Origin of the sequence: Xanthomonas sp. CFBP 7698 (assembly GCF_003600855.1) — a bacterium.
Classification (GTDB): Bacteria; Pseudomonadota; Gammaproteobacteria; order Xanthomonadales; family Xanthomonadaceae; genus Xanthomonas; species Xanthomonas cannabis.
Genome location: NZ_PRDN01000003.1, coordinates 207,828 through 220,723 on the forward strand (window position 1 = coordinate 207,828; position 12,896 = coordinate 220,723).

Sequence of the window (12,896 nt, forward strand, 5' to 3'; positions counted from 1 at the left end):
CTGCCGCAGAATCAAGCTACCGCTACGGCAGACGCAGCGGATGACCGCGAAGGAGACATCTATGCAGATTCAGATCCAGACCGACAAGCACGTGCCGCATGACCCCTCTGTCGTGCAGCATGTCGAGAAGACCTGCACCGCCCAGCTGGCGCATTTTGCCAACGACATCACCCGCGTCGACGTGCATTTGCGCGACGAAAACGGCCAGCGCGGCGGCGCAGCGGATCGAACCTGCAGTATCGAAGCCCACGTCGCCGGCCTGCCGCCGATTGCGGCCACCAACAGCGCCGAGACCACGGCTTCGGCCGTGACCGGCGCTGCCCGCAAGCTGCGCACGGCGATCGAGCATGCACGCGGCAAGCAGCACGCCAAGGCCACCGCACCGGCGCCGGATAGCCTCTAAGAGCGGCTAACAAAACTACTGCGCAGCCGCCAGGCGGGCGCGGCCGGTGCTCGGAATCCTCATGTACCCCTCGTACACTCCGGTTTCTGTGCGCCGTCCACGTCCACCTGACGACCGCTCGCTACGTTTTGTTAGCCACTCTAAGTCGCTGTAACGGCGGGCGCTTCCACCGCGCACCGCCTTGGTCATGGCCTGGCCGCCCCGGCGCCTACGTTGAATGCATGGCGTCGGGGCGCTTCACGAATGCATGAGCAACTCGGAATGCGTGAGCCACTCGGTAGGAGTGCCCACGCACGTCGATTACATGAAGTGGCTGCGTCTGGTCGTCGTCGCAATGTCGAGCCGGCAAGAGCGCTTTTCGGCAACAGCCCGCTGTAGCAGCTGGAGCACTGTACTGGCGTCGCGCATCTGAATTGAGCAAGCAACCCCTAGCGGCTCGTGGCCCGCAGCTGCGTTGTGATGCCAAGCAATGCGCAACGCACGCCCGGAAGCCACGTGGCCCGCTCCGAAACCGATGCCGTCGCACCAGCCGGGCAATGTGGCCGGTGCCCGGCAGGATCGAATCTGGAACCGGATGATCATGCGTCAACGCCACACAACTGGCCCGCTCCTGCGCGCTCTGGTACCCGTCATGCTCTGGGCCGTCTCGCTTGCCGGGTGTGCAGCGACGGGCGCCCCCGCCGATGCGCCGATCGAAGGCCCCGTGCGTCTGGGCGACATTGCGGCGGTCGATGGACCCAAGGTACGTCCCGACCGGGTGATCGAAGACAGCCGCTGCCCGGCCGATGTTCAGTGCATTCATGCCGGGCGGCTGATCGTCAGGGCTACGGTGATGGGCGGCGGCTGGTCGAAGCAGCTTGATCTCACACTGGGCATCCCGGTCCCCGTGGCCGATGGCATGCTGACCCTGGTGAATGCCACGCCTGCGCCCATCGTTGGAGAGTCTGCATCGACGGCCCGCTTCAGCTTTCGATTTCAGGGTGGACGCTAGTCGCTCGCACAACGCCGCTACCTGCGTCAGGAATCCTGCTATCGATGCGCTTGCGAGTGGACGAGACGCAAACCTGGTCACACCGTAGGGACGGCCACCGCGTGCGCTTCCACTGGCGGGCACGCCTCCAGCTGTTTCAGGAAGTCCGAAAACCCACCGGTCGCACGCGCCTGCCGACGCGCGCTGGTGATGACCGCAGCACGCGGGGACCAGCGGATTGGGGCACCGATGCGCTGCAGCGCGCGCACCAGTGCCACGTCCTCACTGCAGGCCAGCGAGGGGAAGCCACCACAGCGTCGATACAGCTCGGCGCTGACGCCCAGATTGGCGCCATGGATCCGTCCGTGGCCTTCGCCCCTGGGCTGGGTCTGTTCGAAGGCGCTGCGGACCTCGTCCGCATAGCCCGACCAGTCCGCCACTTCCACGATCCCGCAGAAGACCCCGGCACCTATACGTCGCTGTTCGATCAGCCAGTCAGCGGGAACGCGCGAGTCGGCATCGGTCATGGCGAGCCAATCGGCACCAAGGTCGATCGCCGCAGCAGCGGCCGCGGCGCGCGCCACGCCCACGCCCCACGGGCTGCCCACATCGACCACCCTGGCGCCCATCAGCGATGCGATCTTCGCGGTCGCATCGGTGCATCGGTCCACCGCCACGATGACATCCACAGGTTCGCGCAGATCCGGATGCGAAGCGGCGACAAAGACCGCGGTCAGGCATCCAACGATATCGTCGGCCTCGTTATGGGCGGGAATGAGCACGGCGATCATCGCAGGCCTTCCTGCTGGGCAACCGATACCGGCTGCACCGTCCAGGCTTCGAGCAGGAAGTCGCTGTCCTCGTAGCGGTAGGCCAGCGGGAGCGTGAGCAGACGTGCGATGCAGGCATGCACCGACACACCATCCTGGCGGGCCTGATCGAATGGATGCTTCCAGTGGCAGGCAACGAACAGCCCTTCCGCAGTCAGCGAGCGTTGGGCCCGTGTGATCAGGTCATCGAGTTCCTGTGGCTCCAGGTAGTAGCCGATTTCGCTCAGCACGATCAGATCGAAACTGCCCACAGGCCACTGCTGCGGGTGGCATGCCTGCAGGATCTCCACGTTGCTGCGTTCGCCCACGCGCTGCCTGGCTTGCGCCACCGCGCCCGCAGACATGTCCGTTGCCAGCAGGCTGTCGCAGCGCGCCGCAAGCCCGCGCGTGGCCTCGCCATTGGAGCAGCCCAGCTCCCAGCCGCGTGCGAACTGCGCCCTTGGCAGGGTGGACAGCAGGATGTCGCGCTTTCGCGATTCGTACCAGCGCGTGCCGTAGCCGAATGGGTCCGGGCGTTGGTAGATGCGGTCGAAGTAATCCGCGTTGGTCTGGGCGTTCATGCGATATAGACCTCGAAATCTCGCCGGAAGCGGGCCAACGCCCACTCCGGGAGGATGGGATCGGCTAACCGGGGAACGACCTCGCCGGTCTGTGTCTTGAACGCGGCAAGCGCCCGTGCCTTGGCTGCACGCACGGTATCGGTCAGTGCAAGGCGCGCGGCCGATGCCAGCATGGTGCTGTTCTCCGGGTCGTCCCAGTGCCATGCCCACACCGGGTATTGAACGAGCCGTGCGCCACACGCGGCTGCCACGCTGATCGCCGCGTCGGCGCAGGCTTCATGATCCGGATGCCCATCGCCTGCATAGGTCACAAAGACCGCATCCGTTGGCCGGATCAACGCAGCGAGTCGGGCAGCCAGCACGTCGCCATGCGCCCACACCTGTCCATCACCAACCTCGATGCGCACCACGTTTGCCGGATCGATGCCGAGACAGGCCAGCGCCTCATGCAGCTCCTCGCGCCGTGCCGCTGCGAGCCGTGGCGGCGGCCACGCCGCCTCGCCAGGATAGGCCGCCTCCCCGTCGGTCACCGAAACGATCACGATGTCCATCCCGTCGGCTGCGGCCATGGCCAGCAGCCCGCCGCATCCCAGCACCTCGTCATCAGGATGCGGGGAAACCACGACCAGCCTTGCAGCGCTGCCAATGAGTTGGTCCAGACGGATGCGCGGCAATGTCGCCAGTGTGCGCGAGGCAAGCCAGCGTGCTTCGCTGATGCCCTGCCCTTCAATGTGCCCGCCCCTCAGAGAGCCCATGGGGTGTGCTCGCAGGCATGCAGCTGTTCTCCCAGCCATTGCTCGTCCTTCTCTGCGTGACACTGGCGGATAAACGCGGCCAGGTCTGCGCAGCGTTGTGCATGCTCGGCGTCGCAGCACAGCGACACCGGGCCAAGCGCCAGGGCCGCGCGTTCCAGCACATCGCGGCACACGCGGTCCATCAGGCAGCGCAGGCGCGTCACCGCGTAACGATGGTCGGTGCCCGGCGCATCGTCGATCTGCGCGGCCAGCTCGCACAGCGCAAGCCTGGCGACATGGAGCTGCTCATCGATGACCGCCACATGCACTGCAGCAAACGGATTGCCCACGATCCGGGAAGAACGCCGCACCTGCTCGGCGATGGCCGTCGCCGCGCCATACCAGCAAGCCGCGATGCCGGCACCGCCGTGCCAGAACCCGGGCCGCTGCAGATAGAAGTCGGCATCGGCCACCAGGCGGGCAGGCGCACTGGCGAAATGGCCGATCCCGGTAGGAATACCCACCATGCCCGGGCCGTGCCACTGGCCGGCATCCAGCTCGAAACTGCCCGCACCCAAATCCACGGCGGCAAGGGGGCGCTTATCGCCATCCGTGACGGTCACCAGGGCGTGAGTCACCACATCGTCCGCACTGCACCACGGCTTGGTGCCGGACAACGCACCCAAACGGTGGTCGTAGGTCACGGTATCGTCCGGGCCGCCCGCTGCCCACACCGCCCAAAGGGTGCCGGCCGGTGGCGCCGGCTCGCCCGCCTCGGACAGGATGGCAAGCGCGTCGTAATGCGCTTCCAGCACTTTTGCCAATGGCAGGCTCTCGGCTCCCAGTGCGCTCAATGCGCGCCAGCGCGCACGGGTCTGCCCAGCGCCCGGCCAGGGCAGATCGGGAACCGCGCGCACATGGTCCAGCACACGCGACGAAAGACTGCCGCGGTGCTGCCTTCGGCTCTCATGACGTGCGTGATCAAGCGCGGTGACTGAAGGAAGCATCGGCCGAATCTAGAAGCTCATCAGTCAACCGTGTGTGAGCCTGCATGCACATTGGTCTGCTTCCAGCGCCGGCTATCGGATCGATCCACATGCACCGCAACGTGACGCAGGCATGCATTGGTGAGACATCCGTCCGTTGCGATCACGCAGGCAGTGCGTGATGCCCCACGTCCACCCAACTGCACGCACCACCGCGCTGCCGGTCACCTCACCCGGCAATCGTGAAGACCGAACCCGAATCCACGCGTACGCCGGCGCCGTTGATGAAACTGGCGCGCTCCGAACACAGGAACGCAACCACCGATGCCACTTCTTCGGGGCGGCCGCGGCGCTTGAGCACCATTCCGGGCCGCTCTTCGTCCAGGAACGATGCAACCGCCTGCTCGAACGTGGTGCCGTTCTCGCGCGCGCGTTTTTCCATCATCTTGTCGGTCATCGGCGTTGCGATGAAGGCCGGCGACACCGTATTGACCAGCACATTGTCGCCGCCATAGGCCTTGGACAGCCCCTTGGACAGGCTGAGAATGGCCGCCTTCGAGGCGCAGTACGGCAGCTCGTCCACATAGGGCTGCACGGCGTCCTCGGATGCGAACAACACGATCCGGCCCCACTGCTTGCGCCGCATGGCGGGGATGGCCTGGCGACACATGCGCACCGCGCCCATCAGGTTGATGTCCAGCGTCTCGATCCAGCCCGCATCGTCGACCTCCAGGAAGTCGCCGGTTGCACCGGTGACACCGGCCGCGTTGACGTAGATGTCCGGGTCGCCCAGTTGTTCCCGCACCTGTGCCCAGAGCGCGGTGACGTCGTGCTCGCGGGTGACGTCTCCCTCGATGGCGATGATCTGCCCCAGGTCCGACAGCTCCGCCTTCGCCTGCGCCAGCGTGCCGCCCGGGAGATCGGTGATGGCCACGCGTGCGCCGGCGGCAAGGAGCTGGCGTGCAGTCTCCTTGCCCATTCCCGAATCGCCGCCACTGACGAGGGCGACGCGACCGTCTATTCCGAGATCCATGGTGAGCTCCTGGTAGTTGAAAGAGGGTGTGGTGTACGCGTCACTAGCGCGCAAGAAACCGTTCGGCCGTGCGCAGGCCCAGTGCCATCTGGGTCAGGGCCGGGTTGGCCGCCAAGGCGCTGGGAAACACCGAGTTGTCACAGAGGTAGAGATTGGGGATGTCGAACGAGCGGCCGTCCGGGTCGACCACGGCCGTTTGCGGGTCACGGCCCATCCTGCAGGTGCCCAGGGTGTGCGCGGAGCGGGCAGCGGCGAAGATGCTGCGGGCTCCTACAGCCTCCCACACCGCCTGCAGGAAGCGCCGCGCATGCGCATCCAGTGCCTGCTCGTTGGGGCCATAGCTGAAGTCGATCCGCGCCTTGCGATGGCCGAAAGCATCGCGCTCGTCGGACAAGGTCAGCCGGTTGCGGTCGTACGGCAGGCACTCGCCGTTGATGCCGATGCCGGCAAGGTGGTTGTAGCGCTGCAGGGTGGTCATCAAGGTGTTGCCCCACATTCCTGCGCCGCGCGCCAGCGTGTTGGCCAGCGTCACCGGCTGGACGCCCAGGCTCTGCACCAGGTAGCCGCCGATGAAATCGGCACCGGGCGGACGCAGCATGTCTTCGGTGATCAGCGACGACGGGTAGCCGCGGTTCATGCGCATCTGCGCATCGAACTCCCCCCACACCTGCGTGGCCACGTGCGCCATGAAATTGCGCCCGACCTGCCCGCTGGAGTTGGCCAGCTCCAGATTCAGCAGCAGGCGGGGCGTCTCCACGCCGCCGGCGCACAGGAACACGGCACGGCAGCGTTGGCGCAGGCTCCGCCCATGTTGCTGATAGACCACCCCACTGATCGTTCCACGCGCATCGCGCTCGATGTCGATCACCCGACTGTCGGCACGCAGCTGGGCGCCATGGGCTGCGGCCAACGGGAGCCAGGTGGTATCGACGCTCACCTTGGCGCCGTTGCTGCACCCCTGGTGACACGCGCCGCAGTTGTTGCAGGCCGCTCGCCGGCCCCAGTGCGGCTGATGATGTGGCGTGGTCACCAACGCCGCAGGCGCATCGGTCGCCGTCACACCCAGCGCGCGGCAGCCGCGCTCCATCGCCTCGGCCGACGCATTGCGTTGTGCCGGCTGATAGCGATAGCTCCGGTCCGGGTCCCACGGATAATGCGCGGGCCCGGAAACGCCGATGAACTCCTCGACCCGGCGGACATACGACAGCAGCTCCGGAGACGCGATCGGCCAATCGGCGCCCTCACCGGTCTGCGTGCGCAGCGCGAGATCGCGTGCGTCCGGCCGCGGACAGAACGCGCCCCAGTGCAGCGTCGAGCCGCCCAGGCCGGACCCGGAGTTGTTCGGCCCGAACGCGGTGGGGGTCTGCCCGCCGCTCAACCGCTCGTCCATCCAGTAGATGCCGGTGGTGAGCTCGTCGGGAAGATGCGCGTCAGGGGTGAACGCGGCGCCCGCCTCCAGCACCACCACCGAAACCCCGGCCTGCGCCAGCCTTGCCGCCACCGGGCCGCCACCGGCACCGCTGCCGATCACCACCGCATCGACGATGTCGGTGCTGCACTCGGGCCTCACCGGGCACCCGGTGCGCAAAGCTGCCACTGCTCGTGCCGGTTGGCGGTGGTGAGTTCATAGCCCGGGCTGTCCAGGCCCGCACCACCCACGGCAAATCCATCGTAGCCCAGCAGCGCCAGCGTGGCGGGGAGGCTGGTCCAGGTGCGGATCGCCTCGGCACGCACGTCCTCGAACCAGTGGGCGAGCTGGGTGGCATCCAGGCCATAGGCCGACGTGTCGCCCGCTGCGCAAGCGGCAATGCTGTGCAGCCAGCGGTCCTGGTCCTCGGCGGCCAACGCGACAAAGCCGTGCGCCAGGGCATCGAGCGTCTCCAGACCCAGTGGCAGCGCCGCGGCATCGGCCGGCAGGTCGGCGTGCCGCCACCCGTCGCCTGCGCCCTGGGCAAGCTGCACATCGATGCGCCGTGCGATCTGCGGTGCGTCGCGCGCGCCATCCAGCACGCGCGCGACCACCGCGGTCAGGATCTCCAGCTGATGCGGGCGCAGGACGCCTGTGGCCGCCGCCGGCGGGCCCGCATGGCGCGCGAGCAGCACCTTGCGCATCCGCGGCGCCACCCGGCTGGCATTGAGCAAGGCCACAAACTCTTCAGGCAGGCACTGCTGCACGCAGTGCTCCACATGGGCAGCGATGTGCTGCGCCAGCTCCTGCGGACGCTCATACGGGATCTGATGGGCTGCGCCGTCGACAACCACACAACGGGCATGCGCGTAGTGCGGCAGGTTCAGCCGTCTTTGCGCGGGTTCGCCGAGATCGCCGTCTTCACCACCGGCCACGATCAACGCCGGAACGTCGATGCAACCGGCCGGCTCACGGCAGTCTTCCCGGCTGCCATGGGTCAGCCAGGCCAACCAGGCCTTGGCGCTGGTTCGCAGCACGTCGTCGACCGCGCATTGTCTGAGTGCTGGCGGAAGCGGCAGCGCGCAGTTGTCATCGACGAACTGCTCCGCCTCGGCCTGCGTAGGGAGCCCGTTCTCGAACCAGCCAAGCATGGTCTGTCGCCGCACTTCATCCATCGGCTCCGGCGCGGGAGGCGATGCGGCGACGAGCACGACACCGGCGAGTCCGGCAAGACCGGCAACGCCGTCGCGCGCCTGCGCCGCGGCCAGCGTGGCGATCTTCCCGCCCATGCTGTGCCCGATGACACACCAGCGCGTGGGCTGGCGCTCGACGACCTGGTCGACGAACCAGGCCACCTGTGCGCCCACACCTGCATCGTCCAGCGGCTCCGCATCGCCGAAGCCGGGGATGTCCAATGCCACGCACTCGAAACGCTCCCCCAGCTGCTGGATGACAGCATTCCATTCCTGGCGGCTGCCGCCGAGGGCGTGCAGAAAAAACAGCGTCGGCTTTGCCATGCACCACCTCGGTCACAAGAACTCCATGGTGACGAGGCGCTCGTCCACGCGCCGTGCAGATGAGTTCGCAAGGTGCACCGCGCGGGTCTGCGCAACTGCATCCCGGATGTCAGCGGCCCGACGCGGGTTCTTGCGGGTCGACAAGGCTCAAGCCACAACGTCGCGACGTGTGCCGAGCGATGACCGAGCGGCGTCGCGCGGTGATGCGCCGCGGACGCGGTGCAGTGTGGACTGCCTGCGGCGCATAACCCGTGACAGCGCGGTCACAGGTGGTGCTTCAGCTATCTGGCACGTTCTTTTGAAGAGATGGATCTCCGGGCACCGGCAGCGCGTGGAATGGCAGAGGCCATGGTTGAAGATGGCGATCGCTGCGTGGGCGCCGGCCGGCATGGCCATAACGTTTGCAAACCTGCCTGGTTGCGATGGTGGGCGCGCAGTGATGACGCACCCACGCATCCCGACGACGCACGGTGCGACAGTCGGCGACGACTGCGCATGGCGATATGCGCCCGGTCAACCACGCGCATTGCGCCACGGCGCCGGGTGGGCGCCACGCGGGCGGGCGAGTCTCAGAACTCCTGCCAACTGGTCTCGTTGCTGACCGCAGCCAGTGCCGGCCGCGGCGTCGCAGGGGTACTACGGCCAACGACGGCTGGCTTCGGCTTTGCCGTCTTTGCAACCGAAAGGCTGGACAGCAGCGCGGTGACGGCCGCACCACCGGCGGCATCGGTCTTGAATACCGCGACAGCGTCGGTGAGATGGACGGCCTGCTCTTCCAGCGAGCGCGCCGCTGCCGTTGCCTCCTCCACCAACGCGGCGTTCTGCTGCGTGGTCTCGTCCATCTGGGTGACCGTCTGATTGACCTGCTCGATCCCTGCCGACTGTTCCTGCGACGCAGCGGAGATCTCGCCCATGATGTCGGTGACGCGCTGCACGCTGGCAACCACTTCGGTCATCGTCGTGCCGGCGCTATGCACCAGCGCCGAACCCTCGGCGACACGCTGCACCGAGTCATCGATCAAACTCTTGATTTCCTTGGCAGCGCCGGAGGAGCGCTGCGCGAGCGTGCGCACCTCGCTTGCCACCACCGCAAAACCGCGCCCCTGGTCGCCTGCACGTGCGGCTTCCACTGCCGCGTTCAAGGCCAGGATATTGGTCTGGAACGCGATGCCATCGATGACGGAAATGATGTCGGCGATCTTCTTGGACGAAGCCTCGATTCCTGCCATGGTCTCGACCACCTTGCTCACCACCTGCCCACCCTGTGCGGCAACGCTGGCCGCGCCGATGGCGAGCTGATTGGCCTGACGCGCGCCCTCGGCATTCTGCCTGACCGTCGAGGTGAGCTCTTCCATCGAGGCGGCGGTTTCTTCCAAATTGGCCGCCTGCTGCTCGGTGCGCTGCGACAGATCCTGGTTGCCCGCAGCGATCTCGCTGGCCGCGCCCTTGATCGAAATGGCAGAGGTCTTGATGCCGGTGACAATCTCGGCAAGCTGCGTGGCAGTGGCGTTGGCATCGTCGCGCATCTGTGCGAAGACGCCACGGAACTCGCCCCTCATGCGCGCGGTGAGGTCGCCTGCGGCAATGGACTGCAACAGACCGGACAGCGACTGCAGGTTGCCGTCGGCGGTGGACATCAAGGTGTTGAGGCTCTCCACCATGACGCGGAAGTCATATTGAAAACGGTCCGCATCGCCGCGGGCAGTGAAATCTCCATCGGCAGCGGCCAGCGCGAGATGCTTGATCTCGGTATTCATCGCGCCAAGGTTCTGCTTGACCTGCACCATGGTATCGGTGAGCACGGCCTTCTCGCCGGGCAGCTTGTCCATGTCCTGGCTGAGGTCGCCGATCGCATAGCGCCCCATGATCTGCGCAAGCTTCGCCGTGACCGCAATGTGCGAGGCCACCAGGTCATTGGTGTCGTGCGCCATACGCCCGTAATTGCCCGGAAACGCCGATGCATCGATGCGGAAACTGGTCTGCCCGTCGTCGTGACGTTTTGCCATGTCGGCCTGCGCAGCGAGCAGGTTCTGCAGCTGCAGTTGCATCTTGCTCATCGCGTTGAGCAGGCGCCCGCTTTCATCCCTGGCCTGCGTGTCCACATCGTTATCCAGATTGCCGCCTGCAATTGCCTCGGCGGCACGCGTGGCCCGGCCCAGGGGCAGCGTCAAGCTGCGGGTGATGGTGAAGGCGAGCAGGCTGCTGATGAGCACCACGGCCACGCCACCGATGATCAGCAGGGTCTTGCCCCGGTTCATCGCGGCAACCGCATCGTCGTAGGATTGCGCAGTCTGCTTTTCCTGCAGCTTGACGTTCTCGGCGATCTTGGCCTGCCAGACGAGCATCGCCGGGCGCGCCTTCTCGCTCAGAAACAGCTGCGCCTCATCGTTCTTGTTCGCCGACGCGAGCACGATGACCTGATCATTCAAAACACGCGAAACCTCGCGAGCGGCATCGATTTCGGCGCGGAGCTTGAGGCCGGCATCGGTCGCAGGATATGTCTCCAACGCCTTTCGCTCGTCTGCGTAGCGCTGACGTTGTTCCTTGACGGTTTGAGCAGCCTGCTCATTCAACTCGTCAGACGTCACCATCGCCAGCGTTCCAAGCGCAATGAAGATATTGGAGTTGGCATCGCGCATGGCGTTGCTGAGCTGCATCTTGGCGACGTTGACCTTGACGATGGTGTCCATCTCGGTACGGGCGCTGGCCATGGTGCTCAGGCCCGTGGCCACCAGCAAACCCGACAACAGAATGAGAATACCGAAGGCCATCCCCAGTCGGCGGCCAACGTTGTAGCGCTGCAAGAACGTGTTCATCAGTAGGTTCGACCAGAAATATGGAAAGAGGCAGGCATGCACCGCGTGTGCAATGCCTGTGCTCCGTCTATATCGACTCGCTATTGAGCGGCTGAATACCTTGCCTGGTAAAAAGGCATAGCTCCGCTGCGGCGACCCGAAACCGATTCAGTATTCGATGCTCAAGCAATTCGCGGGCAGACGTGCGGGCCGTGTCTGGTGGTGCTCCCATCAATCGAACCGAGAGATAACACCTATTGCGACGGCAGCGCGCTCCGCAGGCGCAGCGTGAAGATGTGAACGCGTGGCGACGCCAGACAATCGTTACTCATGTGCCAATTGATCGTTTCAGGCTCAGTCGCTCTGTCATGCGTCAGCGTGCCTGGATAACAAGCGAAGGACATGTCCCACGTGGCTGTGCAATAGCGTGAGCAGTTCGCGGCCAGTTCAAGCTGATTGATCCGGCCGGGTCGACACCTTCTTGATCAGACCCGATAAAGACATCGTGCTGACGCGTGCTCGCCAATGTGCAGCTGCTGTGCGTCGCGCCGCTGCTGTACTGACGCGTTGAGCACGACAGACTGGTCTGGCCAGATCAGCGAATCAAGGTAGTTGCTGGTGCATGTTCTCTCCATCGGATTGCACGCTGATCAACACGCCCAGCTCAGGCGAAGACATCACGATGAGACCGGAATCACTGGAACCGGAACATTGGCGGCATGCTTGCTCGCAAGCTAATCCCACAGGAAGTCAGATCCGTTGGCCACGTTACGCGGCATCTGTGGCGCGCGAGAGCTCGCCAGGCCGTCGAGGCTAGGCCGGTAGACAACAGCAGGGGATATGGAGGGCTGTTGACACCACGAATCTGCCAAGGAGCCGAGATCCACTCGCTGACATGGGCGCGGCACGCCTCGTCATGAAGGCTCGATAGCAACGAGCGCGATGGAAGCGCGATGTTCCTTTTCGCCTCCGGGTACACGCGCGACTTCGATGCCAAGGAAATCTCGCGAAGCGGCGCAGCCATGCCGTTCATCCGCAGCAACCATGAACGCGCGGTTCGCTTGAGCATCGACGGATCTGACGCGGCGGCTCAAGGGCCGGCCTACTCTGACCGCATCAGACCCCGATCAGGGCGACGACGCCACGCCAACGCAAGCGCCCGCCCGCACCGCTAGGCAGGCCCGGACCGCACGGCATCTTTACGCAGCAGGGCCGACGCTCCTCCGTGCCCGATAGGCTGGAGGTCAGCGATCAGGGTGGCCGGGTGGGCCCGGTGGACGTGCAGGAAACAAAAACCCCCGATTTCTCAGGGGTTTTGGACTTTCTGGGATGTCCCCGGAGGGTTCATCTGGTGCGCCCGGAGGGATTCGAACCCCCGACCAATGGCTTCGGAAGCCACTACTCTATCCGGCTGAGCTACGAGCGCCTGGCCCGGCATTATGCCAGACCGGCGCCAGCCGCGCGATGTCCGCAGTTCCCGGCAAGGCGCTTGGGTGACCTGCCGCCGGCGGCCGCGTGAACCGGCCTCGGCAGCGGAAGCAGAAGCAGCTCGCTCCAGGCCAGCCACGCGATGGCCTCCACCCGCCAGCGCTGGGCGCCCGCATGCCCCACTGCCATTTGTCGTGCTTGTCCGAGGTCATGCACACCCAACCCAAGCCCG

The 12,896-nt window shown here is 65.7% G+C and carries 10 protein-coding genes, 1 tRNA gene and 1 other RNA gene; 3 read left to right on the top strand and 9 right to left on the bottom strand.

Going from position 1 to position 12,896, the window contains the following annotated elements:
• The first annotated feature begins 61 nt into the window (after positions 1 to 61).
• The 3 genes from XnspCFBP7698_RS14655 (at position 62) to XnspCFBP7698_RS14665 (ending at position 1,394) form a co-directional block, all read left to right on the top strand.
• Positions 62 to 403, top strand: coding sequence for an HPF/RaiA family ribosome-associated protein (locus XnspCFBP7698_RS14655; protein WP_039406034.1), 342 nt, complete (start codon positions 62 to 64; stop codon positions 401 to 403).
• Positions 404 to 464: 61 nt separating this feature from the next.
• Positions 465 to 540, top strand: a non-coding RNA gene (locus XnspCFBP7698_RS14660) — sX9 sRNA.
• A gap of 443 nt (positions 541 to 983) precedes the next feature.
• Positions 984 to 1,394 carry a hypothetical protein gene (locus XnspCFBP7698_RS14665; RefSeq protein WP_104579432.1) on the top strand — a complete coding sequence of 137 codons (411 nt, stop codon included), beginning with the start codon at positions 984 to 986 and terminating at the stop codon, positions 1,392 to 1,394.
• A gap of 77 nt (positions 1,395 to 1,471) precedes the next feature.
• Here XnspCFBP7698_RS14665 and XnspCFBP7698_RS14670 read toward each other — a convergent pair whose 3' ends face one another.
• From XnspCFBP7698_RS14670 to XnspCFBP7698_RS14710, 9 genes are all read right to left on the bottom strand, one after another.
• Positions 1,472 to 2,164: a glycosyltransferase gene (locus XnspCFBP7698_RS14670; RefSeq protein WP_104579336.1), complete on the bottom strand. Its 693-nt coding sequence runs from the start codon at positions 2,162 to 2,164 to the stop codon at positions 1,472 to 1,474.
• Positions 2,161 to 2,763 (bottom strand): class I SAM-dependent methyltransferase, encoded by a 603-nt coding sequence (locus XnspCFBP7698_RS14675; RefSeq protein WP_104579337.1) that lies wholly within the window; start codon positions 2,761 to 2,763, stop codon positions 2,161 to 2,163. The genes XnspCFBP7698_RS14670 and XnspCFBP7698_RS14675 overlap by 4 nt, the downstream gene beginning before the upstream one ends.
• Positions 2,760 to 3,518 carry a PIG-L family deacetylase gene (locus XnspCFBP7698_RS14680; protein ID WP_104579338.1) on the bottom strand — a complete coding sequence of 253 codons (759 nt, stop codon included), beginning with the start codon at positions 3,516 to 3,518 and terminating at the stop codon, positions 2,760 to 2,762. Before XnspCFBP7698_RS14680 ends, XnspCFBP7698_RS14675 begins: the two co-directional genes overlap by 4 nt.
• Positions 3,506 to 4,024: a dehydrogenase gene (locus XnspCFBP7698_RS14685; RefSeq protein WP_104579433.1), complete on the bottom strand. Its 519-nt coding sequence runs from the start codon at positions 4,022 to 4,024 to the stop codon at positions 3,506 to 3,508. Before XnspCFBP7698_RS14685 ends, XnspCFBP7698_RS14680 begins: the two co-directional genes overlap by 13 nt.
• A 688-nt stretch (positions 4,025 to 4,712) precedes the next feature.
• Positions 4,713 to 5,516, bottom strand: coding sequence for an SDR family oxidoreductase (locus XnspCFBP7698_RS14690; protein WP_104579339.1), 804 nt, complete (start codon positions 5,514 to 5,516; stop codon positions 4,713 to 4,715).
• A gap of 43 nt (positions 5,517 to 5,559) precedes the next feature.
• Positions 5,560 to 7,044 carry a GMC family oxidoreductase gene (locus XnspCFBP7698_RS14695; RefSeq protein WP_233548997.1) on the bottom strand — a complete coding sequence of 495 codons (1,485 nt, stop codon included), beginning with the start codon at positions 7,042 to 7,044 and terminating at the stop codon, positions 5,560 to 5,562.
• Positions 7,045 to 7,082: 38 nt separating this feature from the next.
• Positions 7,083 to 8,441, bottom strand: a complete 1,359-nt coding sequence (locus XnspCFBP7698_RS14700; RefSeq protein ID WP_104579341.1) for an alpha/beta fold hydrolase — start codon at positions 8,439 to 8,441, stop codon at positions 7,083 to 7,085.
• A gap of 569 nt (positions 8,442 to 9,010) precedes the next feature.
• The gene (locus tag XnspCFBP7698_RS14705; RefSeq protein ID WP_104579342.1) at positions 9,011 to 11,257 is read right to left on the bottom strand and encodes a methyl-accepting chemotaxis protein; all 2,247 of its coding nucleotides are present in this window, start codon (positions 11,255 to 11,257) and stop codon (positions 9,011 to 9,013) included.
• A 1,328-nt stretch (positions 11,258 to 12,585) separates the two neighbouring features.
• Positions 12,586 to 12,662 (bottom strand) — tRNA-Arg (locus tag XnspCFBP7698_RS14710).
• Positions 12,663 to 12,896 lie beyond the last annotated feature (234 nt).